The organism is Pseudomonas sp. OG7 (assembly GCF_014192825.1).
Classification (GTDB): Bacteria; Pseudomonadota; Gammaproteobacteria; order Pseudomonadales; family Pseudomonadaceae; genus Aquipseudomonas; species Aquipseudomonas monteilii.
This window is the reverse complement of sequence record NZ_JACHYK010000002.1, coordinates 121,027-144,524: the sequence shown is the minus strand read 5'-3', so window position 1 is coordinate 144,524 and position 23,498 is coordinate 121,027. Positions and strand designations below refer to the sequence as shown.

20 protein-coding genes and 1 pseudogene are annotated in these 23,498 nt (G+C 63.8%); 16 read left to right on the top strand and 5 right to left on the bottom strand.

What is annotated here, in order from left to right:
- The first annotated feature begins 3 nt into the window (after positions 1 to 3).
- The 16 genes and pseudogenes from FHW75_RS05105 to ureG all read left to right on the top strand — a co-directional run bounded on the left by FHW75_RS05105 (position 4) and on the right by ureG (position 17,383).
- A complete protein-coding gene (locus FHW75_RS05105) occupies positions 4 to 951 on the top strand; it encodes a LysR family transcriptional regulator (protein WP_016714164.1) in 948 nt (315 codons plus the stop codon).
- Positions 952 to 1,141: 190 nt separating this feature from the next.
- On the top strand, positions 1,142 to 2,683 hold the full coding sequence (locus tag FHW75_RS05100; protein ID WP_016714163.1) for a UxaA family hydrolase: 1,542 nt from the start codon (positions 1,142 to 1,144) through the stop codon (positions 2,681 to 2,683).
- A gap of 35 nt (positions 2,684 to 2,718) precedes the next feature.
- Positions 2,719 to 3,778, top strand: a pseudogene (locus FHW75_RS05095) (Ldh family oxidoreductase).
- Entirely contained in the window at positions 3,775 to 5,019 is a 1,245-nt protein-coding gene (locus tag FHW75_RS05090; RefSeq protein WP_371257718.1) for a fumarylacetoacetate hydrolase family protein, read from the top strand. The pseudogene FHW75_RS05095 and the gene FHW75_RS05090 overlap by 4 nt, the downstream one beginning before the upstream one ends.
- Before the next feature lie 99 nt (positions 5,020 to 5,118).
- Entirely contained in the window at positions 5,119 to 6,420 is a 1,302-nt protein-coding gene (locus FHW75_RS05085; RefSeq protein ID WP_019098283.1) for an MFS transporter, read from the top strand.
- A gap of 73 nt (positions 6,421 to 6,493) precedes the next feature.
- Positions 6,494 to 8,143: a VRR-NUC domain-containing protein gene (locus tag FHW75_RS05080; protein WP_025753034.1), complete on the top strand. Its 1,650-nt coding sequence runs from the start codon at positions 6,494 to 6,496 to the stop codon at positions 8,141 to 8,143.
- On the top strand, positions 8,140 to 10,398 hold the full coding sequence (locus tag FHW75_RS05075) for an ATP-dependent DNA helicase (RefSeq protein WP_027609826.1): 2,259 nt from the start codon (positions 8,140 to 8,142) through the stop codon (positions 10,396 to 10,398). The genes FHW75_RS05080 and FHW75_RS05075 overlap by 4 nt, the downstream gene beginning before the upstream one ends.
- A gap of 227 nt (positions 10,399 to 10,625) precedes the next feature.
- The gene (gene xerC / locus FHW75_RS05070; RefSeq protein ID WP_016714157.1) at positions 10,626 to 11,540 is read left to right on the top strand and encodes a tyrosine recombinase XerC; all 915 of its coding nucleotides are present in this window, start codon (positions 10,626 to 10,628) and stop codon (positions 11,538 to 11,540) included.
- Between the two features lie 279 nt (positions 11,541 to 11,819).
- Positions 11,820 to 12,653, top strand: coding sequence for an urease accessory protein UreD (locus FHW75_RS05065; protein ID WP_027615196.1), 834 nt, complete (start codon positions 11,820 to 11,822; stop codon positions 12,651 to 12,653).
- Positions 12,654 to 12,662: 9 nt separating this feature from the next.
- Positions 12,663 to 12,965, top strand: a complete 303-nt coding sequence (locus FHW75_RS05060; RefSeq protein WP_003253929.1) for an urease subunit gamma — start codon at positions 12,663 to 12,665, stop codon at positions 12,963 to 12,965.
- A 19-nt stretch (positions 12,966 to 12,984) separates the two neighbouring features.
- Positions 12,985 to 13,302, top strand: coding sequence for an urease subunit beta (locus tag FHW75_RS05055; protein WP_016714155.1), 318 nt, complete (start codon positions 12,985 to 12,987; stop codon positions 13,300 to 13,302).
- Positions 13,299 to 15,002 carry an urease subunit alpha gene (gene ureC / locus FHW75_RS05050; protein ID WP_019099105.1) on the top strand — a complete coding sequence of 568 codons (1,704 nt, stop codon included), beginning with the start codon at positions 13,299 to 13,301 and terminating at the stop codon, positions 15,000 to 15,002. Before FHW75_RS05055 ends, ureC begins: the two co-directional genes overlap by 4 nt.
- 10 nt (positions 15,003 to 15,012) lie before the next feature.
- A complete protein-coding gene (gene ureE, locus FHW75_RS05045) occupies positions 15,013 to 15,510 on the top strand; it encodes an urease accessory protein UreE (RefSeq protein WP_016714153.1) in 498 nt (165 codons plus the stop codon).
- 18 nt (positions 15,511 to 15,528) lie between these two features.
- Positions 15,529 to 16,074 carry a HupE/UreJ family protein gene (locus FHW75_RS05040; RefSeq protein ID WP_019099107.1) on the top strand — a complete coding sequence of 182 codons (546 nt, stop codon included), beginning with the start codon at positions 15,529 to 15,531 and terminating at the stop codon, positions 16,072 to 16,074.
- On the top strand, positions 16,074 to 16,748 hold the full coding sequence (locus tag FHW75_RS05035; protein ID WP_025753023.1) for an urease accessory protein UreF: 675 nt from the start codon (positions 16,074 to 16,076) through the stop codon (positions 16,746 to 16,748). The genes FHW75_RS05040 and FHW75_RS05035 overlap by 1 nt, the downstream gene beginning before the upstream one ends.
- Positions 16,749 to 16,759: 11 nt before the next feature.
- Positions 16,760 to 17,383, top strand: a complete 624-nt coding sequence (ureG, locus tag FHW75_RS05030; RefSeq protein WP_010953755.1) for an urease accessory protein UreG — start codon at positions 16,760 to 16,762, stop codon at positions 17,381 to 17,383.
- Positions 17,384 to 17,491: 108 nt separating this feature from the next.
- Here the strand turns inward: ureG and FHW75_RS05025 are convergent, their stop codons facing one another.
- From FHW75_RS05025 to FHW75_RS05005, 5 genes are all read right to left on the bottom strand, one after another.
- A complete protein-coding gene (locus FHW75_RS05025) occupies positions 17,492 to 18,220 on the bottom strand; it encodes a thioredoxin family protein (protein ID WP_019099109.1) in 729 nt (242 codons plus the stop codon).
- Positions 18,221 to 18,314: 94 nt separating this feature from the next.
- The gene (locus FHW75_RS05020) at positions 18,315 to 20,516 is read right to left on the bottom strand and encodes an LTA synthase family protein (protein ID WP_025753015.1); all 2,202 of its coding nucleotides are present in this window, start codon (positions 20,514 to 20,516) and stop codon (positions 18,315 to 18,317) included.
- 136 nt (positions 20,517 to 20,652) lie between these two features.
- Complete coding sequence (locus FHW75_RS05015) at positions 20,653 to 21,933, bottom strand: hypothetical protein (protein ID WP_019098569.1); 1,281 nt, start codon at positions 21,931 to 21,933, stop codon at positions 20,653 to 20,655.
- A 46-nt stretch (positions 21,934 to 21,979) separates the two neighbouring features.
- The gene (locus FHW75_RS05010) at positions 21,980 to 22,732 is read right to left on the bottom strand and encodes a hypothetical protein (RefSeq protein WP_019098570.1); all 753 of its coding nucleotides are present in this window, start codon (positions 22,730 to 22,732) and stop codon (positions 21,980 to 21,982) included.
- 45 nt (positions 22,733 to 22,777) lie between these two features.
- A complete protein-coding gene (locus tag FHW75_RS05005) occupies positions 22,778 to 23,458 on the bottom strand; it encodes a C39 family peptidase (protein WP_016714146.1) in 681 nt (226 codons plus the stop codon).
- Positions 23,459 to 23,498: the final 40 nt, after the last annotated feature.

Here is a 23,498-nt window from a genome sequence, read left to right as displayed (position 1 = left end):
TCTATGCCGCCGGACATGACCCATTCCAGCTTTTGCAACTGGATTCGCTACAAGCACCTGGTGCTGATCGACACCCTGGCGCGCACGCGCAACATGCATGCAACCGCCACCCGCATGAACCTTAGCCAGCCGGCCCTGAGCAAGATGCTGCGCGACCTTGAGGAGCAGTTCGGCTTCGCCCTGTTCGAGCGCTTGCCGCGCAGCATGCCACCTACCGAACTGGGCGAGTACGTGGTGCGTTACGCTCAGGGTGCGCTGGCCGAGTCGCAGCAGTTCGTCGACCAGGTCAACCGCCTGCGCAACGGCGGGCACGGCTTTATTCGTGTTGGCGGTATCTTTGCCGCGACTGCATTGGTTCTGCCGCAGGCCATCGCCGCCATCAAGGCGCGCAGCCCGTTACTGTCGATTGAAGTGGTGGAGCACTCCAGCGATCACCTGCTGGCCATGCTTGAGCAGAACAAGCTGGACATCATGATCGGCCGCTTTACTGAGGAACGCTTCAGCCAGCTGTTCGACTTCCAGCCCTTGGAGCCCGAACCTTTCAGCCTGGTAGTGAACAGCGAGCACCCGCTCAACCAGCTCGACAGCACACCCCTTGAAGCGCTAGGCGACTGGCCGTGGGTGCTGTACCCGGTGGGCACGCCGATCCGCAACCGCCTGGAGCAGGCGTTCCGGGTGGCCGGTATCGCCACGCCTGCCGACAGTGTCGAGACCATCTCCATGCCGATGTTCCTGCAGCTGCTGCAATCGGCACCTATGATTGCCATGTTGCCGCGCTCGATGGTTGCCGCACAGCTGGCCAGCGGGCAATTCAAGGAGCTGCGCAGCCCCTTGCATGTACCTGCGCTGGAGTATGGTGTGGTCACCCGTAAGGAGGAACCGCTGAGCGCTTCGGCTCGGGCGTTTGTCGAGATCCTGCTGGAGGGTGCGCAGCGTCGCAGGGCCGTATAGAGATAGCCCCGAGGCCGTGTAGCGCAGCCCTCATGGCCTCACAGGTGATTGATAATCAGGTGCTGAAATCCTCTTGCGATAACCTCAGGTTATCGCTTGATCGGATCATCTCATTGGGAATGCCACGCAAGGCTTCTTAAAGTGGCCACAGCCATAACAAGAAGTCAGCCGCACCGCCCTGAGAGGTCCCATGCAACTGATTGCCAAATCCGGTGACCCTGCCGTCATCCGCCTGAACCCGCTGGACAATGTACTGATCGCCCGTCAGCCGCTGCCGCAAGGCCTGCGCCTGGAGGCCGAGGCGATTACCGTGCGCCAGCCTATCCCCTCGGGCCACAAGCTCGCCACGGTTCGTGTGGAGCAGGGCCAGCCGCTGCGCCGGTACGGCCAGATCATCGGTTTTGCATCGCAGGCCATCGATGCCGGCGACCATGTGCATGTGCACAACGTCCAGATGGGTGACTTTGCCCGCGACTATGCCTTCGGTGTCGATACCCGCAGCCAGCCGGGCAGCGCAGCGCAGTTCCAAGGCATTGTGCGCGCCGATGGCCGGGTCGCTACCCGCAACTACATCGGTATTCTCACGTCGGTGAACTGCTCGGCCACGGTAGCCCGGGCGGTGGCCGACCATTTCCGCCGCGACATCCACCCCGAAGCGCTTGCCGATTACCCGAACATCGACGGGGTGGTGGCCCTGACCCACGGTGCCGGCTGCGCCGTGGACCCCAGCGGCGAAGCCCTTGGCCTGCTGCGCCGAACCCTGGCCGGGTACGCCGTGCATCCCAACTTCGCTGCCGTGCTGATCATCGGCCTGGGCTGCGAAACCAACCAGATTGAAAGCCTGCTGGAAACCCAGGGCCTGCAGGCCAGCGCACAGTTGCGTGCCTTCACGATCCAAGGCATCGGTGGCACCTCGAAAACCATCGCGGCAGGCATCGAGCAGGTTCGCAGCCTGCTGGCCGAGGCCAACCAGGTGAGGCGTCAACCGGTCAGCGCACAGCATCTGGTAGTCGGCCTGCAATGCGGCGGCTCCGATGGCTACTCGGGGATTACCGCCAACCCCGCACTGGGCAATGCGGTTGACCGCTTGGTGGCCGCCGGTGGTACCGCGATCCTTTCCGAAACCCCGGAAATCTACGGCGCCGAGCACTTGCTGACGCGCCGCGCAGTCAGCCGTGAGGTGGGTGAGAAGCTGGTGGCGCGCATTCGCTGGTGGGAAGACTACTGCCAGCGCATGAACGCCGAACTGAACAACAACCCTTCGGCCGGTAACAAGGCAGGCGGGCTGACCACCATCCTCGAGAAATCCCTGGGCGCGGTGGCCAAGGCGGGTTCCAGCAACCTGGTCGACGTGTATCAGTATGCCGAAGCCGTGCGCGCACAAGGCCTGGTGTTCATGGACACCCCCGGCTACGACCCGGTCTCGGCCACCGGCCAGGTGGCCGGCGGGGCCAACCTGATCGCCTTCACCACCGGTCGAGGCTCGGCTTACGGCTGTGCCCCCGCGCCGTCGATCAAGTTGGCTACCAACAACCGGGTGTTCGAGCACCAGCAAGAAGACATGGACGTCAATTGCGGTGGCATTGCCGATGGCTCCACCAGCATCGAGGAGCGGGGTGCGTACATCTTCGATCAGATGCTGCGCATTGCCTCCGGGGCGCGCAGCAAGAGCGAACAGCACGGCTATGGGCAGAACGAATTCGTGCCCTGGCAGATTGGCGCCGTGACCTGATCGTCCGTTGCAGTCCCATTTTCGAGGCAACCGTAATGACCCAACCCACACGTTACAACGTGCAAGCGCTAACCGCCTTTGTCGAGCAACTGTTCGTAAAAGCCGGTGCCGATAGCGAAGTCGCCCAAGTGGTCACCCGGGTGCTGCTCGAAGGCGAACTGCTCGGGCACCGCACCCATGGCCTGAACCTGGTCAGCCGTTACATCGATGGCATTCTCAGCGGGCAGGTCAAGGCCCGCGCACAGGCGCTGGAGCACGTGTCGGACAGTGGTATTTCCAGCGTGTTCGATGGCCACTATGTACTGGGGCCATACTGCGTCAGCCGTGCACTGGACTGCGCAGCCAAAGGTGCAACCGCGCAGGGCATCGGTATCGCCGTGGTGCGCCGGGCTTCGCACATAGGTTGCCTGGCCGCCTACCTGAAGCCCTATACCGACCAAGGCCTGGTGGCCATGGTCTACTCGTCGGACCCGTCTGTGGCGTTGGTCTGCGCCCATGGCGGTATCGACCCCGTGTACACCCCCAACCCGATTGCTGCCGGTGTACCGACCCAGGGCGAGCCGATACTGCTGGACGTCAGCATGTCCACTGTCACCCTCGGGTTGGTGGGCCAATGCCGCGATGCCGGCAGCCGCCTGCCGCACCCGGTGCTGGTGAGCAACGACGGGCAACTGAGTGACGACCCGCGCGATTTTTTCACTACCCCGCCAGGCAGCATCCTGCCTCTGGGGGGGGCAGGCCTTTGGTCACAAAGGCTTCGCCTTGGCGCTGCTGGTCGAAGCCCTGACCTCGGGCCTGGCCGGTCATGGACGCAAGGACGAACCCACCCAGTGGGGCGCCTCGGCCACTGCCGTGGTCATTGACCCGCGCTTCTTCGGTGGCCTGGAGGCGTTCACCCACGAAACCAGCTTCCTTGGCCGCCTGATTCTGGCAAGCCGCCCGCTCGATCCCGAACGCCCGGTACGCCTGCCCGGGCAAGCCGGCCTTGCCCTGCGTCGCCAGGCACTGGCGCAGGGCGTAAGCCTGTCGCCGCAGTTGATGGCCGACCTCGACCGCCTGGCCGGGCTGATGGAACTGCCGACATTTTCCCAATGATGCACAGTAAGGGTACACAGATGACTGATGATCGATCGAACACCCATCAACCGCTACCGCTAAGTTTTGATGCCAGCGTGTTCGACAGTGGCAGTTGGGTAGGGCGCGTCTGGTTGCCGGAACAGGGGCCGGCGGTGGTGCGGGTGAAGGCTGGCGCCGTCTACGATATCAGCAGCCATGTGGCGACGGTCTCGGCGCTGCTTGAAGTGGATGACCCGGCCGCATACCTGCGTGCCTTGCCGTTGGCCGAGCCGCTCATTGCGCTACCGGCGTTACTGGCCAACAGCGACCCCGCCCGGCGCGACCCGCGCCAGCCATGGCTGTTGGCACCCATCGACCTTCAGGCGGTGAAGGCCGCGGGTGTGACCTTCGCCACCAGCCTGCTGGAGCGTGTGGTGGAAGAGCAGGCCAAGGGTGACCCGGCCAAGGCCGATGCGATCCGTGACACCTTGGCCAGCCGCATTGGCGCCGACCTTTCGCAGATCGTGCCGGGTTCGGCTCAAGCCGAAGCGCTGCGCAAGGTGCTGGTGGAGCAGGGCCTGTGGTCGCAATACCTGGAAGTGGGCATTGGCCCGGATGCCGAAGTATTCACCAAGGCCCAGCCGCTGTCGGCGGTTGGCCATGGCGCGGACATCGGCATCCACCCCAAGTCCAGCTGGAACAACCCGGAGCCGGAAGTGGTGCTGGCGGTGTCGAGCGATGGCAGTATCAAGGGCGCCATGCTCGGCAACGACGTCAACCTGCGCGACTTCGAAGGGCGCAGTGCCTTGCTGCTGTCCAAAGCCAAGGACAACAACGCCTCCACTGCATTGGGGCCGCTGCTGCGGCTGTTTGACGAAAGCTTCGGGCTGGACGACGTTCGCACTGCCGAGGTGGACCTGCGGGTGGAGGGTGAAGACGGTTTCGTCCTGTCGGGTCGCAGCTCCATGCGCCAGATCAGCCGCGACCCCCAAGACCTGGTGCAGCAGACGCTTAACGAAAACCATCAATACCCCGACGGCCTGGTGCTGTTCCTTGGCACCCTGTTCGCGCCCAAGCAGGACCGCGACCAGCCGGGCAACGGCTTTACCCACAAGCCGGGCGATGTGGTGAGCATCAGCAACCCGCAACTGGGCACCTTGTGCAACCGCGTGACCACCAGCGACCTGGCACCGCAATGGGCGTTCGGCCTGCGCGCGCTGATCGACAACCTCGGCCGGCGTGGCTTGCTGGAGGTTGCAGCCACTGCACGCAGGCCCTGAACGACACGCTGCGCCAGGGAGGGGCGCAGCATCAACGAGGGATCGCCAAGGCGCTGACAGCGCGGCAACAATAATAATAAAGGTCGACACATGAACCCTATGAAGAAGTACCAGCGCATCACCGTCGTGTTCCTGCTGCTGATCGGCATCGTCAACTACCTGGACCGCAGTGCGCTGTCGATCGCCAACACCTCCATCCAGAAAGACATGATGATCAGCCCTTCGCAGATGGGCATTCTGTTGTCGGCGTTTTCCATCGCCTATGCCTTTGCCCAACTGCCGATGGGCATGATCATCGACCGCCTGGGCAGCAAGATCGCCCTCGGTGCCTCGTTGCTGGGCTGGTCGGTTGCCCAGGCTGCGTTCGGCATGGTCAGCAGTTTTGCCGGTTTCATGGGCCTGCGGGTATTGCTGGGGATTGGCGAGGCGCCGATGTTCCCGTCGGCCGCCAAGGCTTTGTCGGAGTGGTTCGATGCCAACGAACGCGGCACGCCAACCGGCGTGGTGTGGTCGTCGACCTGCCTTGGTCCCTGTCTGGCACCGCCGTTGCTGACGCTGTTCATGGTCAACTTCGGCTGGCGCGGCATGTTCATCATTACAGGCGTGATCGGCGTGGTACTGGCGGTGTGCTGGCTGAGCTTCTACAAAAGCAAGGCGCGATACCTGGCCGAGCTGGCAGCCGAAGGCAAGCCGCTGCCGGGGGAGCACCAGGCGCCCGCGTCCTCGGTGCACGCGCCGAAGCCTTCTTACTTTGCCGGCTGGCTCGACCTGTTCAAGCACCGCAGCACCTGGGGGGCGGTACTGGGCTTCATGGGTGTGATCTACATGCTGTGGCTGCACTTGACCTGGTTGCCGGGTTACTTCGAGCGTGAGCACGGCCTGGACCTGTACAAGACCGCCTGGGTCGTGTCGCTGGCCTACGGTTTTGGCGCGGCAGGTACTATCGTTGCCGGCCGCTTCTGCGACTGGCTGGTAAAACGTGGCATGAGTGTGCTGGGCAGCCGCAAGTTCAGTGTCATCACCGGCCTGGTGCTGGCAGCACTGTTCACCTTGCCGCTGTCGTTCGTCACCGGCCTGACCGGCTGCATCATCCTGCTGTGCCTGGCGCTGTTCAGCATCAACATGGCCAGCGCAACCGCCTGGATGATCGTCAACACCATCGTCGACAGCCAGCGCGTGGCCTCGTTTGGTTCGATCCAGAACTTCGGCGGTTACATCGCCGGCTCTGTCGCGCCGATCGTGACCGGCTTCAGCATCCAGTATTCGGGCTCGTTCACCACGGCGTTCATGATCAGTGCGGTGGTGGCGCTGTGCTCGGCGGTGGCTTACTTCCTGCTGCTGCAGGCGCCGCTTGGCAGCGTGAAGGCCGAGGCGGGGGACATGGTCACCGCGACGGAGTGACCCACGGTACTTGCCAGGCGCGCTGGTCTGTATGTATAACCAGTGGTTGTTCCAGCCGCCTGACTCTGTACTTGTGATCGCTCATTCCGTCGACGACCCGTTCTACTACCTGCACAATTTCCGCCAGGTGCTGCTGTGGGTAGAACAGCGCTACCAGGACCTGCTCGATGACCAGGAGCTGGCGTTCATCCAGGCCTTCAATCAACTGGAGGCACCCGCTCAGGCCTTGATGGTGCGCATGGTCATGCGCAAGGGCGAGTTGTTTCGCAGCGACCGGCTGGACTACGTCGAAATCGGCGATACCGCGCTGGCGCTGCAGCCGTTGCAGGCCCTCGGCTGGGTACGGGAGCCCGAGCAACTGGCACTGGAGCAACTGTTCGCCTTGCTGCGCAAAGACGAGCTGGCCCGTTGCTTCGCCCCGCAATTGAGCCGCCCCCGCGCCGCCAAGCAGGATCTGCTGGCACAGCTGCAACCCTTGGAGCTGGCTGCCCGACCTCTGAGCGAGTGGTTCCCTGACAGCGAGGTACGCATTGTCCAGTGGTGCCTGCAGCCCCTGTGCGACCGCATGCGTCTGCTGTTCTTCGGCAACCTGTACCAGGACTGGTCTGACTTCGTCCTCGCTGACCTGGGGGTACTGCGTTACGAGCAGGTACCGTTCAGCACCGATTCACGTGCCTTGCAGCAACGTGCCGAAGTCGACCTGGCCATGGCGCTGCACCAGTGCGCCGAGCGCCTGGAGCAGGGCGGCGACCCGCTGCCAATCCTCGCGGCGTTGCAGGGCCTGCACAGCGACAACCCCTGGCTGGCGCGGCGCCATGCGCGGTTGCAATTCGCCCTGGGCCAACACTGCGAGCGCCTAGCTGAATGGGACCTGGCCATGGCCGTGTATGCGCAGTGCAACCATGCTCAGGCACGTATCCGCCAGGTGCGGGTGCTGGAGCGCAGCGAACAATGGCCCCAGGCCCACGCATTGGCGTTGCAGCTGGCTGCGGCACCTGCCAATGCGCTGGAGGTGCAGGCGCTGGAGCGCATGCTGCCGCGCCTGGCGCGAAAACTCGGCGGCCCGCCACAGCGGCGCCAGCGGGTTGCGCCACTGGAGCTGATCGAACTCGAACTGCCCCGCGAGCACGCAGCACTCGGCGTGGAGGAAGCCGTGCGCCAGCATCTGGCACAAGCGGGAGGCCAGGCACACTACGTGGAGAACACGCTGTTCAACAGCCTGTTTGGCCTGTTGTGCTGGGAGGCCATCTTTGCTCCGGTGCCCGGCGCGTTCTTCAACCCGTTCCAGGCAGGGCCGCAAGACCTGCACGACAGCGACTTCCAGCAACGGCGCAGTGCGCTGTTCGATCACTGCCTCGGTCGGCTCGACGAGGGTAGCCATCGCCAGGCGATTCTCGACTGCTACAAGGCCAAGCAGGGTTTGCAGTCGCCATTCGTGTTCTGGTCCATGCTCAGCGAGGAACTGCTGGAGCAGGCCTTGGCTTGCCTGCCGGCGGCCCAGTTGAAGCAGTGCTTCCTGCGCCTGTTGCAGGACATTCGCAGCAACCGTGCCGGCATGCCCGACCTGATCCAGTTCTGGCCCGAGCAGGGCCGTTATCGCATGGTCGAGGTCAAGGGCCCCGGTGACCGCCTGCAGGATAACCAACTGCGCTGGCTGGAATTCTGCCGGCAACACGGACTGCCGGTCGCGGTGTGCCATGTACGCTGGAGCGAAACACCTTGAGCTACAGCGTGGCGGTGCGCGCCTTGTGCGAGTTCAGTGCCAAGGTCGGTGACCTGGACCTGCGCTTCACCCCGTCGCCCACCGCTCAAGAGGGCATTGAAGGGCACCAGCGGGTGGTGGCACGGCGTGCTGCCGGCTACGAGTCGGAAATTACCCTCGAAGGCCAGTTCGAAACCCTCAAGGTGCGCGGCCGTGCCGATGGTTACGACCCGGCCAGCAATCGCCTGGAAGAGATCAAGACACACCGTGGCGACCTGGCGCGCCAGCCGGCCAACCACCGGCAGTTGCACTGGGCGCAGGCCAAGGTTTATGGCTGGCTGATGTGTCAGGCACGTCAACTGTCGGCCATCGAGGTGGCGTTGGTGTACCTGGACGTCGACAGCGATGGGCAGACGCTGTTCAGTGAGCATTTCACGGCTACTGAACTGCGGGCCTTCTTCGAAATCCAGTGTCAGCGCTTTCTGGGCTGGGCTCAATGCCAGCAGCAACGTTTGGCCGAACGCAATCAGGGCCTTCAGGCACTGAGCTTTCCCTACCCACAGTTCCGCCAGGGCCAGCGGCAATTGGCCGAAACCTTGTACAAGGCGGTGAGTACCGGCCGTTGCCTGATGGCCCAGGCCAGCACCGGCATTGGCAAGACCCTCGGTACCTTGTTCCCGCTGCTCAAGGCCATGGTGCCGCAGCAGCTGGACAAACTGTTCTTTCTCACGGCCAAGACGCCGGGCCGGGCGCTGGCGCTGGACGCCATGCGCCAGATTACCGATGCAACGCCCCAGCCCGCGTTGCGCACACTGGAGCTGATCGCCCGCGACAAAGCCTGCGAGCACCCGGACAAGGCCTGTCATGGCGAGTCCTGCCCATTGGCGGCGGGCTTCTACGACCGCTTGCCGGCGGCGCGCGAAGCGGCGGCAGCACTGCCGTTGCTCGACCGCAACAACCTGCGTGAAGTGGCCTTGGCACATCAGGTATGCCCGTACTACCTGGGCCAGGAGATGGCGCGCTGGGTCGACGTGCTGGTTGCCGACTACAACTACTACTTCGATGCGCATGCGCTGCTGTACAGCCTTGCCCAGCTCAACCAGTGGCGCGTTGCCGTGCTGGTGGACGAAGCGCACAACCTGGTCGAGCGTGGGCGCGGCATGTACAGCGCCAGCCTCGACCAGGGCCAGTTGCTGGCATTGCGCCAGAGCAAACCACCCGGGCTTGGCAGTGCGCTGGACCGGCTGAACCGGCAATGGAACGCGTTGTATAAAGAGCAGCGTGCGCCGTATCAGGCCAGCGAGTCGTTGCCCGAAGGCTTGTTGCGCGCCTTGCAGCAGTGCATCGGGTTGATTCAGGATCAGATGAACCAGGCGCCCGCGCACATGGACCCGCAGGTGTTGCAGTTCTTCTACCACGCCTTGCAATTCACCCGGGTGGCCGAGCTGTTCGACGAGCACTTCCTGTTCGACATCAGCCAGCGCCAGGGCCCACGCAAGCGCCGGCTGGCCACGCTGTGCCTACGCAATGTCACCCCGGCGCGCTTGCTGGCCCCGCGCATGCAGGCGGCGCGTAGCGTGACGCTGTTTTCCGCCACACTGAGCCCGCGGCATTTCTACAGCGACCTGCTGGGCATGCCAGCCGACACCGCCTGGCTGGAAGTGGCCGCGCCGTTTCGCGCAGAGCAACTTGAGGTGCGGATTGCCAGCCAGGTGTCTACCCGTTACCAGCAGCGTCACGCCTCTCTGGCGCCAATCGTCGAGCTGATTGCCCGGCAGTATGAGCGGATGCCGGGCAACTACCTGGCCTTCTTCAGCAGTTTCGAATACCTGCAGCAGGTGGCAGGGCTGTTGGCAGAGCAGCATGCGCAGATTCCGCAATGGGCTCAGGAACCGGGCATGGACGAGGCGGCCCGTCAGGCATTTCTCGATCGTTTTGTCAGCGACGGGCAGGGCATCGGCTTCGCCGTATTGGGCGGTGCTTTTGGTGAGGGGGTGGATTTACCGGGCACGCGCTTGATCGGCGCGTTTGTCGCAACACTCGGGCTGCCGCAGGTCAACCCGGTCAACGAGCAGTTCAAGCAGCGCCTTGGGCGGCAGTTTGGTGCGGGGTTCGATTACGCCTATCTCTACCCGGGGGTGCGCAAGGTGATCCAGGCGGCGGGCCGGGTTATCCGAGGTGACCAGGACCGTGGCGTACTGGTGCTGATTGATGAGCGCTTTGCCGAGCCCCGGGTGCAGCAGATGTTTCCAGGGTGGTGGCCGACGGCCATTTAGTTGGCTGGCAGGCTTGGCGCCGTACGGGCGGCCCTTGACGCTGTAAATGGGTTAAGATCTGGCCCGTGTCAGTTATAAAATCCATGAATATCAAGATGATGGCACTTCTTCGGGTTCGAATGGCGTGCGCTTGAAACGTCATTGGCCCTCGTTCATCAATCGTTTCAACTTGCTTGAGATGCTGGCCAGCTCAATACCGGCCGCCGCTTCGCTACAGGATTCACGTTTTGTCCGATCTTTCCAACAATCCGCTGCTGCAGTACATGGCCCGCCTGGCCCCATCCAGCCAGCAAACCATGCGCTACATCCTTCAGGACGCCGCCGACCGGCTGGGCTTTGTCGACTGCAACATCGTCGATGTGCCTTGGCATCGGCTCGAGCCCGGCCATGTGATCGCGCTGGTGGCTGCCCTGCGTGCCGACGGATACGCCCCCAACAGCTCGTCGCTGTACGTCAACGCGATTCGCGGCGTGATGAACGAGGCCTGGCGCCAGGGCCTGATCGATCATGAGCAACTGTTGCGCATTCGCGAGGTCAAGCCGGCCACTGGCACCCGCCTGCCACCCGGGCGCAACTTGCGGCGCAGCCTGATTCGCGAATTGATGGACGTGTGCGCGGCCGACCCTCGGCCGCAGGGCGTACGCGATGCCGCGATTATTGCCTTGCTGTACGGAACCGGCATGCGCAAGTCGGAGTCGGTCGACATCGACCTGAACCAGGTCGATTTCGAGGCGCGCAGCCTGCAGGTGGTGGGCAAGGGCAACCACCAACTGGTCAAGTACGCACCACCGTGGGCATTCGAGAAGTTGCAGGCCTGGCTCGACCTGCGCCGCCAGGACCTGCCTGCCGGTGCGGAGGATGACCCGTTCCTGTTCAACCGCATCCGCCGTGGCAGCCACATAACCCGGGCGCGCATTACCAAACATGCCATCTACTACATCGCCCGCCAGCGCGGTGCACAGGTGGGGGTGAAGATCATGCCGCACGACTTCCGCCGGGCATTCATCACCCGGGTGATCGAAGAGCATGACCTGTCGATTGCGCAGAAGTTGGCACACCATGCCAATATCCAGACCACGGCCATCTATGACCGGCGTGATGACAACGAACGCCGCCGTGCGGTGGACCGCTTCGACTACTGAGTCTTGATGTGTTTGGGGCCGCTTTGCAGCCCCGATGGCACATCTGTTGGCACCGAAACAGGGCCAGTGCGCGCCCCCGCTTTGTGCGCCATTCCCCCGTATGCCCTGTGCCAGAGCGGCTACGAAAAAAGTTTCATCTGCCTTCACCTGCGGAGTTGGCCCGCAAACTGCTATATCCAGCCTGCGAATTTGATCGAGTGGTCAGGCCGTGCGCGCTAGCAGCCGCCCGCGCCGGACCCTCTAAACGGCCATCAGGCCACGGATTTCAGGGGCCGCAGGATGTCGCTCGCGGAGCAGATCGAACAACAACAAGACGATGCAGGCTGGAGCGCCCACCTGCAGTTGCGCTTTGTCAGGCGCTACGACGTGACCCGCCTTGGTGCGTGGCGCCATTTCGGACCTCTTTTGGTGCAGCGGCCTTTCTATCCTGAAGGTGCGCCGTGCCATGTCTATGTGTTGCACCCGCCGGGTGGCATTGTCGCCGGCGACCGCCTGGAACTGGATATCCACCTGGAACCTGGCAGCCACGCGCTGCTGACCATGCCCGGCGCCAGCAAGTTCTACCGCAGCATCGGCCCCACCGCACGGCTGACCCAGCGTTTTCGGCTGGCGGCTGGCAGCACCCTGGAATGGCTGCCGCAAGACAGCATCTTCTTCTCCGGCGCCCGCGCCAGCCTCGACAGCCGTTTCACCCTGGAACCCGGGGCGCGGCTGCTGGCCTGGGAAACCTTGTGCCTCGGCCGCCCGGTCATGAGCGAGCGTTTCGAGCAGGGCAGGCTGGACAGCCGTTTGCACATTGAACTGCCCGACGAAGTCGGCCTGCACGAACGCCTGCGCATCGAAGGCGGGCGCCTGGACAAGCTCGGCGGCCACCCGCTGCTCGCCACGTTCTGTGCGGCACCGGCCGACCAGTCGGTGCTGGAGCAGGTTCGCCCGCTGCTGGATGAACTGGACACCCCGGCCGGCGCGACCCTGCTGGGGTCGTTGCTGGTCATCCGTGTGCTCGACCACGACAACCAACACCTGCAACGCACCCTGCAACGTCTGTGGCATGTGCTGCGCCCGGCCGTCCTCGGCCTGCCAGCTTGCCCACCACGCATCTGGGCCACCTGAGAGAGCGCCATGGAGCTGACCCCAAGAGAGAAAGACAAACTGCTGCTGTTCACCGCTGCCTTGCTGGCGGAAAGGCGCCTGGCCCGTGGCCTGAAGCTTAACTACCCGGAAGCGGTGGCGTTGATCAGCGCCGCCGTGCTCGAAGGCGCACGCGATGGCCGCACTGTGGCCGAGTTGATGAGCCTCGGGCGCGAAGTGCTGACCCGCGAGCAGGTGATGCCCGGCATTGCCGAAATGCTCCACGACGTGCAGGTCGAAGCGACCTTCCCGGATGGCACCAAGCTGGTGACCGTGCATGACCCCATCGTCTGAACCTGCCAAGGAGCCCCGCATGATCCCAGGTGAAATCCAGGTCGCTGCTGGCGACATCGAACTGAACAGTGGCCGGGAAACCGTCAGCGTCAGCGTGGCCAACCACGGTGACCGGCCGGTGCAGGTCGGCTCGCATTACCACTTCTTCGAAGTCAACGACGCGTTGGTGTTCGACAGAGCGCCCACCCTGGGCTTTCGTCTGGACATTCCGGCCGGCACTGCCGTGCGTTTCGAGCCAGGCCAGGCGCGCACCGTGCAATTGGTGGCCTACGCCGGCAAGCGTGAGGTCTACGGCTTTCAGGGCAAGGTGATGGGTGCACTGGAGGGCAGGGTATGAGCCGTATTTCCCGCCAGGCCTATGCCGACATGTTCGGCCCCACGGTGGGCGACCGCGTGCGGCTGGCCGACACGGCGCTGTGGGTTGAGGTAGAGAAGGACTTCACGATCTATGGCGAAGAAGTGAAGTTCGGCGGCGGCAAGGTGATCCGCGATGGCATGGGGCAGGGCCAGATGCTGGCCGCCGAAGCCATGGACCTGGTGCTGACCAATGCGCTGATCATCGACCACTGGGGCATCGTCAAGGCCGACATCGGCATCAAGCACGGGCGTATCGCGGTGATCGGCAAGGCCGGCAACCCCGATGTGCAGCCGGGCGTGAACGTACCGGTCGGGCCAGGTACCGAAGTGATCGCGGCCGAGGGCAAGATCGTCACCGCCGGCGGCGTGGACTCGCATATCCATTTCATCTGCCCGCAGCAGGTGGACGAGGCGCTGAACAGTGGCGTCACCACCTTCATTGGCGGCGGCACCGGGCCGGCCACCGGCACCAATGCCACAACCTGCACGCCCGGCCCCTGGTACCTGGCGCGCATGCTGCAGGCCGCCGACAGCCTGCCGATCAACATCGGTTTGCTGGGCAAGGGCAATGCCTCGCGGCCTGAAGCGCTGCGTGAGCAGATCGCTGCGGGCGCTGTCGGCCTGAAACTGCATGAAGACTGGGGCTCTACGCCTGCAGCCATCGACTGTTGCCTGGGCGTGGCCGAGGAAATGGACATCCAGGTGGCGATCCACACCGACACACTCAACGAATCCGGCTGCATCGAAGACACCTTGGCGGCCATCGGCGACCGCACCATCCATACCTTCCACACCGAAGGTGCCGGCGGTGGCCATGCGCCAGACATCATCCGCGCGGCGGGGCAGGCCAACGTGTTGCCTTCCTCGACCAACCCGACCTTGCCGTACACGGTCAACACCGTTGACGAGCACCTGGACATGCTGATGGTCTGCCACCACCTGGACCCAAGCATTGCCGAGGACGTGGCCTTTGCCGAATCACGCATCCGCCGCGAAACCATTGCGGCCGAGGACATTCTCCACGACATGGGCGCCTTTGCCATGACGTCGTCCGACTCCCAGGCCATGGGCCGGGTCGGGGAAGTGGTACTGCGTACCTGGCAGGTCGCGCACCAGATGAAGCTGCGCCGCGGGCCTCTGGCACCTGACACCGCCTACAGCGACAACTTCCGGGTCAAACGCTACATCGCCAAGTACACCATCAACCCGGCACTCACCCATGGCATCGGCCACGAAGTGGGGTCGGTGGAGGCGGGCAAGCTGGCCGACCTGGTGCTGTGGTCGCCGGCGTTCTTCGCGGTCAAGCCGGCGCTGGTGATCAAGGGCGGAATGATCGTCACCGCACCCATGGGCGATATCAACGGCTCTATCCCCACGCCGCAGCCGGTGCACTACCGGCCCATGTTCGGCGCCCTGGGCGCGGCGCGGCATGCCACACGCATGACCTTCCTGCCCCAGGCGGCCATGGACCGCGGCCTGGCAGAAGAGCTGAACCTGCGCAGCCTGGTAGGCGTGGTCAACGGCTGCCGCCGGGTGCGCAAGCCGGACATGGTCCACAACACTTTGCAGCCGCTGATCGAGGTCGATGCGCAAACCTACCAGGTGCGTGCCGATGGCGAGCTGCTGGTCTGCGAGCCGGCCAGCGAGTTGCCGCTGGCTCAGCGTTATTTCCTGTTTTGAAGGAGCACCGATGATTGTCTTGACCCGCCGCATCACCGAGCCCGGCACGCTCACCGAAACCGGCACCGTCACCCTGGATGTGGACAGCCGTATCAAGAGCCGCCTGCGTGTGACCCTGGACGATGGCCGCGAAGCCGGCCTGATGCTCGAACGCGGCCACCTGCTACGCGGGGGAGAGTTGCTTGCCGATGCCGATGGCAGCCAGCTGATTCGTGTGCTGGCGGCACCCGAAACGGTGTCGACGGTGCGCTGTGCCGACCCGCACCTGTTGGCCCGTGCGGCCTATCACCTGGGGAACCGCCACGTGCCCCTGCAGATCGAGCCTGGCCTGCTGCGTTTCCAGCACGACCATGTGCTGGACGACATGCTGCGTGGTCTGGGCCTGACGGTGGAGGCCGAACAGGCTCCGTTCGAGCCCGAAGCGGGCGCCTATCAGAGCGCGCCGCATGGCCACAGCCATGCCCACGGCAACGATCACCCGTTCGTTCGCCTGCCTGCCCATTCCTGAACTGCCCTGGAGCAACCCATGAAAAAGACGTTCGCCCTGTTTCTACTGATGCTGGCGCTGCCGGCTTTCGCTCACCCTGGGCATGACAGCAATCCGTTGCACGATGGCCTGCTGCACCCGCTGACGGGCCTTGACCACCTGCTGATGCTGTTGGGCACTGGCGTACTCGCTGCACTGACCCGGCGCAGCCTGACACTGCCCATGGCAACCCTGGCGGCGATGTTTGGCGGGGCAGTCTGTGGCCACTTGTTCGGTGACGTGCTGGGCATGGAAACCTTGATTGCCGGGTCGCTGCTGGTGGCCGCCGGGGCGGTGCTGCTACCAAGCCGGCAGTTGCTGCTGGCCATGGCCATGCCGGTGTTTGCCCTGTTCCACGGCTGGGCCCATGGCGTGGAAGCCACGCCGAGCGCGTTCTGGCAGTTCAGCGCCGGCTTTGTCACGGTCAGCGGCTTGCTGTTGGCGGCGGGCTTTGCCGTCGGGTGCCTGCTGCGCCGGCACAGTGGCCTGCAGAAAGCCTTCGGTGGTGGCCTGCTGGCCGGTGCCGCGCTGGTGCTGGCCGGTTGATGGACAGCGACCTGGCGTTGCTGCGCCTGTTGCAGCTGGCCAGTCCCGGCCTGCCGGTGGGCGGTTTCACGTATTCGCAAGGCCTGGAGTGGGCGGTCGAGGCGGGCTGGGTGAAGGGCGTGGATGGCTTCGCAGCCTGGCAGCGCGAGCAGGTCGAAGACACCTTGGCTTGCCTGGACTGGCCGGTGCTGGCGCGCCTGTATCACGCTTGTCAGGCCGAGGACGCCGAGGCCTTCGGCCACTGGAGCCGCTTCTTGCTGGCCAACCGCGAAACCGCCGAGCTGCGCCTGGAAGAGCAGCAGCGTGGTGCGGCCTTGGCGCGGCTTCTGGATGGCTGGCAACTGGGTCAGGCGCCGGCGTGGCGCACCAGCCTGGAATTGACCCAGTTGGGCGGTATGGCCTGGTTGGCTGCGCACTGGGGCATTCCACTGCGTCAGCTGGCCCTGGGCCATGGCTTTGCCTGGCTGGAAGGCGCGGTCATGGCCGGGGTCAAGCTGGTGCCGTTCGGCCAGCAGGCGGCCCAGACCTTGCTGCGCGACCTGGGCACCGAATTGCCCGCTGCACTTGAGCAGGCCCTGGCGCTGGCCGATGACCAGCTCGGTGGCGGCCTGCCATTGCTGGCCATTGCCTCATCGCGTCACGAAACCCAATACACCCGTTTGTTCCGTTCCTGAGGACTGCCTTCATGCAAAGCTATCAACAACCCCTGCGCGTCGGTGTCGGCGGCCCGGTCGGCTCTGGCAAGACCGCACTGCTGGAAGCGCTGTGCAAGGCCATGCGCGATCACTACCAGATCGCTGTGGTTACCAATGACATCTACACCAAGGAAGACCAGCGCATCCTCACCGAAGCCGGCGCCCTGGAGCCGGAGCGCATCGTGGGCGTGGAAACCGGCGGTTGCCCGCACACGGCCATTCGCGAAGACGCTTCGATGAACCTGGCCGCCGTTGAGGCGCTGGCGCGCAAGTTCGGTAACCTTGAGGTCATTTTCGTGGAAAGCGGCGGTGACAACCTCAGCGCCACGTTCAGCCCGGAGCTGGCCGACCTGACTATCTATGTGATCGACGTGGCTGAGGGCGAGAAGATTCCACGCAAGGGCGGTCCGGGCATTACCAAGTCGGACTTCCTGGTGATCAACAAGACTGATCTGGCGCCCTATGTGGGGGCTTCGCTGGAAGTGATGGAGCGCGACACCCAGCGCATGCGCCCGCAGCGGCCGTGGACGTTCAGCAACCTGAAGAAGGGCGAGGGGTTGCAGGCGGTGATCGACTTTATCGTCGAGCGCGGGATGCTGGGGGTTCGCGGCTGACTAAAAGCGGCCCTTGTGGGAGCGGGCGTGCCCGCGAAGCAGGCGACTTGGTGCCTGGCACCGGCTTTGCCGGTGTTCGCGGGCACGCCCGATGGGGTGCCTTGGAGCTTAAGTGTGGCAGCAGTGGGGCTTGTCTGGCTGCCCCTGATACCGGTCGTGGTGCCGCACCCAGTCCATGGTCCCGCCTTCATTGCGCCCCAGTGGCGCAATGTCCAGGAAATTGTAGGTATTGACCAGAATGTCCAACCCACGGGCATAGGTCGAGTAGGTGTGGTAAACGCTGCCGTCCGCTTCACGGTAGAACGCACTCAGGCCAGGCAACTCGCTTTCATTGCCGTCATACGGCTCATAGTTGTACTGCCGTTCCCCCTCGCAGCCCACACTGACGCCAAAGTCCTCGTTGAAACCACTGCCCTGTGACGAGTACCAGGGGAACTGCCAGCCCATGCGACGGCGAAACGCCTGAAATTCGGCATAGGGGGCCCGTGACACCGCGACCAGCGACACGTCGTGGTGCGCCAGGTGCAGGTTGGCGCCGTCAAAGTGGTCGGCCAGGAACGAACAGCCGGGGCAGCCTTCGCTCCAGCCTTCGGCGAACATGAAGTGATAAAGCAGTAGCTGGCTGCGGCCTTCGAACAGGTCAGCCAGGCTCAGTTCGCCGTCCGGCCCCTGGAAGCGATAGCCTTGCTCGACCTTGACCCAGGGTAGGGCGCGGCGGGCTGCGGACAGCGCATCGCGGTGGTGGGTAAAGGCCTTTTCGTGCAGCCACAGTTGCCGGCGTGCCGCCAGCCACTGGCTACGGGAAACCACCGGGTGCCTGCTTTCGCTTGTGCTCATGGTGCTGTCTCCACGCTGGGGGTTCACACACTAGTCGAGCACGCGTTTGCCGATTCGACAGGCACCGGTAGCCGGGCGATGAGTGGTTATCCGCTCAGCCCGAATGGGCAATGTGGCCCTCGGTCAGTTCATCTGCGGCGTCATCCTCTCCGGGCAGCGCTGTGATCACGCTGAAGTCACTGACTTCCACCTTACCGCCGCCATACCCCAGCAAATGGAAGGAAAACGCCTTGCGCTCGGTCGGGTTGTCAAAGCTGAACTCCATCTCCAGCGGTTCGTCGGCGGTGACCTTCACCTCGGCAGGCAGGCCCAGTGGCACATCCTGCTCCAGTTGCTTGGCCTTGAGCTGGATGTAGGCGACACGCTTGGGGTCCAGCGAGCGCACCTTCACCCGCACGCGGGTGTGCGAGCCTTCCGGCATTTCAAGGTACTGGGCGCCGATCAGGTTATCGGCCCAGTCATCGTGAATGCGCTTGCGCAGCTTGATCGGCGAAGGGCCGCCGAACTGGTAACGCAGGTTGAGCGGGGTTTGCAGCAGTGACTGGTCGAGCACCCCGGCAAGGGCGCCGATCTGCTGGCCGAGCAGGCTGTCGCCCGGGCCCAGATAGCGGGCCTGGTCGGCAATGAAGCCCTCGCTGGCGTAACGTCGACAGCGCTGCTGGAAGTCACATTCGGTGAAGACGCCTTGGCCGTTGTGATAGCGCAGCATGCCATTGGTGTAGGAAATCATTTCGCGGCCGGTATCGTAGTCGCGGTACAGCGAGCGACCACCAAGCGCTATTGGAATGGGCAGTGCAAAGTAGTCGAGCACGGAGGTGGCCAGATCGATATGGCCGTATGTGCCGCGCTTGATGTGGGGCAGTTGCGCCTGTTCCGGCGCCAGGGTGAGGTTGAAGCCCCAGGACGAGGCCAGGCGCACACCGTCGATGCCGTGGGACTCGTCGGAGGTCACCACCACCAATGTGTCCTTGAGCACGCCCTGGCGTTCCAGGTTATCGAGAAACGCCCCGAGCGCATCGTCCAGGTAGGCCACCGCAGCCTGCTTGGGCGTGTCATAGCGTTCCAGGTACTCGGCGGGTGCCGAATACGGCTGGTGCGTGCCCACGGTGAGCAGGGTCAGCATCCAGGGTTTGTCCTGCTTTTGCAGCTGGCCGACGTAGTCCAGGGCGCCTTCGAAGAAGGCCCGGTCATCCTTGCCCCAAGGGAAGTCCAGGTAGTTCTTGTTGCGGAACCACTCAAGGCCGTGCACCGAATCGAAGCCGATGTGCGGCATGATGCGGTCCTTGGCCATGAAGCGCAGGCCGGCACCTTGCAGGTAGTGGGTGGTAAAGCCGGCCTGGCGCAGTTGCGCCGGCAGGCAGGCCTGGTTGCGTTCGTTCTGGGTTAGCAGCTCGACGCCCTTGGGCGTGCCGTTGGCCAGTTTGTCGTAGTCACCACACAGCATCGCGTACAGGCCGCGGATGGTCTGGTGGGTGTGCAGCACGTAGTCCGGGGTGTTCATGCCGCGCTCGGCCCACTGGCTGACCTTGGGCATCAGGTCTTCGTCGAAGCGGCTGTGCAGGGCCTGGCGATTGGGCCGCAGGTAGGCCCCGGGGATACCTTCCACCGTGATGACCAGCAGGTTGCGAGCACTGCCTGGCCCGACCAGCAGGCGCTGGCCATGCAGGTCTGATTGCGTCAGGCCGCTGCTGGCCAGCGGCGTGAACGTTTGCGTGCGACCCATCCAGCCCTCGACCTTGCGCTCCAGGGTGCCGACCCCGGCAGACATCAGTTGGTGGGTGAGGTTGTATTGCCGCCATTGATCGGCGTCGCTGGGTACCAGCTGCTGGCTGCCCCAGTGGGTAGCGAACAGCAGCGCGGGAACGGCCCAGGCCTTGCGCGGCAGCGGCTGGCTGCGCCGGGTGCGGCTGCGCCACGCGCAGGCCAGCCAGACCAACAGGCCTGCGCCCATTACCCAAGGCAGCCAGGCATGGGCCAGGCCCCCGCCGGTAGAGTTCTCCATGAATTGCGGGTCGACGAGGTACGTCAGGTCGGCGCTGGTGGGCAACCGGCCCACTGCGCTGACGAGTTCGGCCGAGGCCACCCACAGGGCTGCCCAGGCCAGCAGCACGGGCAGGGCCAGCCACCATGGCCGGCGGTGCAGCAGCAAGACCAGCAGGCTGCCGAGGGCGAGGTCGGACAGGTAACCGAGCGGGTTGGACCAACCCAGCATGGCGCGCGTACCCAGTGGGATCACCAGCACCAGGGCTGCCAAGGCGGCAAGCCGGGTACGTGGGTGGTCGGACAGGTTCTTCACAAAAACTTCCCTTTTGCCATTAAATCGTCATGCATCTGTGCTGGATGATAACAGGCCGGGAAGTGGAAAGCGGTTGGCTACAAGGCTGGTAACCAAAAGCCATGCCCGCTTGCACGGGCATGGCTGAAGGCAAGTATCAGAAGTAGTAGGGGAATTTCAGGCTGAAGGAGAAGTCTGGCGCATCATCGGTCAGACCAATGGACAGGTTGGGGACAATGGTCAGGTTGTTGGTGGCGGCGAAGGTCATGCCGATGTTGAAGTTGGCGGCGTTGTAGTCACTGTTGGAGATCGATTGCCAGTCACCACCATCCGGTTTGATCTTGCTCTTGCGGGCGAACTGGTCTGACACCGAGAACGACATACTCATTTTTTCGTTCAAGGCGAAGGCAATGCCACCACCAATTTGCCAGGAGTCGCCGAGCTTCACGTCTCCCGGCACCTTGCTGTTGACCTGTGGGCTTATGTCGCTGAACGAGTCTTGCATGTTGTAGGTGTAGGACAGGCTGCCGAACAGCACGGCCGGGTCGAAGGTCTTGACCAGCGAGATGCCCGGTGTGATCGACCACACACCGTTACCGGTCGGCAGGCTTTCCGGTACTGCCAGGTTACTGTTGCCGTCGACCTCGCGGAGCTTGATGCCATAGGGGTCTTTGCCGGTCGGCGCCTTGATACGCAGGGTGGCCACAGCGTCAGGCCAGGTCTCGTCCTCGTCGAGGAACTTGTACGCTACGCCAACGTTGATGTCGCCGATTTCCGGGTCACGGGTCACGCTGGCGTCGGAGGTGCTGGCCCCGGCGCCACCCGCGCCGCCGGACGAGTAGGTAGACTCGCGGTACACCACGGGCACGTTGATATCGAACTGCCAACGCTGCGCCAGGTTGTAGCGCGCGGTCATGTCCAGGGTCCAGTTGTCGGCCTTGATGCGGTCCAGGTTGATACTGCCGAGGAAAATCGAGTCCAGCGCCAGGAAACCGTTGAGCGTGAGCGCACGGGTATCGTAATGGGTGTAGGTCAGGCCGGTTTCGAAGCTGAACTTGCCGCCACCGAAGAAGCCGCTGGCTTCGTCATACAGGTTGGACACACTTTGTGCCGGCTCCGAGTCGGCGGTGAGTGCCTGGCCGTAGGAGCTGCCGGTGGTGCCCGGCGCGCCGGATGCGACAGTTTGTGCCCCCTTGACCCCTTCAGCGGGGGATTTGACCAGGCGTTTGGGTTGCGCCGCCGCCGGGGCTTCCTCGACCTGTCGCACGCGCTGCTCCAGCACCATCAGCGCTTGCTGCTGGGCTTCGTAACGGCGTTTAAGCTCGATCAGTTCCTGTTTGAGGGCCTCGACCTGAGGGTCGGCAGCTGCATAGAGCATTGTGGCCGGGGCCAGGGTAGTCAAACACACAAAAGCGTTGAGCGTTAAAGATCGGTGCATGGATTTGCCGTCCCTTCCGACTACTTTTGATGAGACTGAGCGTAGATCAGTATCCGAAGGTGCGAAGACCTTTGAGCTGGTCGAGGCTACCGTTCAGCGAGGCGGCCGTTGGCACGCTTTCACGCATGACCACATTCAGGGAAGTGACGTTGTTGACCAGGTTGCCATTGCCGAGCAGCGTCGAATTCTGCATCAGGCCGCCCTGGGCGAGGCGCTGCACGCTGCTGCCCTGGTTGTTGCTGGCATTGATGTTGAGCTGCACGCCCACGCCGGTCGAGGACACGCTGAGCGAGCCGGCGCCGTTTTCACCGACCAGGGTCTGGCCAGCGGCCAGTACCTGGCCTTGCTGCTGCACAGCGGGGGCCTGGTTGGCTTTGGTGACGTTGATATCAACGTTGTTGTAGGCCGTATTGTTGTCGCCAGCTGCACGCACTACCTGGGTGACACCCTCGGTGGTGGTCAGCCCGTTTCCACCTGTGACCACGCCCGTGCCCGCAGAAGTGGCACCGCTCGACGCGGCACCGGTGCCTTTTTCGTCGATCATCGAGACATAGAACTGGGGCTTGATGGTCGACTGCTGGACTTGCAGCGTGGATGTCGCCCCGATCACGTCCCCTTTGGCATTTTGCCAGGTGCTGGACATGACAATCCCGAAACTCACGATGCGCCCCGGCATCACATAGCGGCCACGCAGGTTGGCCAGCTCCTGGTCCTTGAGTTCGATGGGTTTCAGCGCCTCGGCGTGGCTTGGCAGGCTGGCGGCCAGGCAGGCCATGGCCAGCCACAATGAAGTCTTCATGAAATGCTCCCTGGAGCCTCATGCTCCTTGTCATTAGAACAGTCGTTAGAAGAAGTCGCTTTTGATGAAGCCGAAGTCCAGCAGCTCGGTGTCCTTCACTGGGGTGAAGTTGTTCACCCGGCCCTTGGCAGTCAGTGGCAGGGGCGGGTCGAGCAGGACATTGTTCTTGTCGTACCCTTGGCCGATCACGGCGAAGATGATGCCGTTCCAGCCCTTGAGGAAATCATCGATCTTGTAGCGCTTGTGGCCCAGCACCGGGTCACCGATGTACACCCAGCCTTTGTCGACCTTTTGCATGACCACGAAGTGCTTGTAGCCGCGCACGTCCATCAGCACCACGACCGGGATGCGCACACTGTGCAGGGTGTCGGGTGCTACCCGGTAGCCGCGGGCACGCATCCCCAGGCTTTCGACGTAGCGTTTCATGTCGAGCATCGAGAAGCCTTGCGTGCGCACCAGGTTCTGGTCGGCGTGGGCCAGCATGCCCTCGATGATCTGATGTTCGTCCACATCCAGCCAGTAGGCCTGGCGCAGGATGGTCGCCAGCGCGGCGGCGCCGCAACTGAAGTCGGTTTTTTGTTGCACCAGGTCGGCGAACTTGCGTTCACGCACGCTCTGGATGGGTTTGAACACCACGGCGCCGCCCGGCAGGACGGACAGCGGCATTTGTGCGGCTTCGCTCACGCTGGCCAGGCACAGCAAAAACGCCAAGGCAATAATGCGCATGATCGGATGCCTTCCGGTGGGTGTTGAAGAAAGGCCCCCC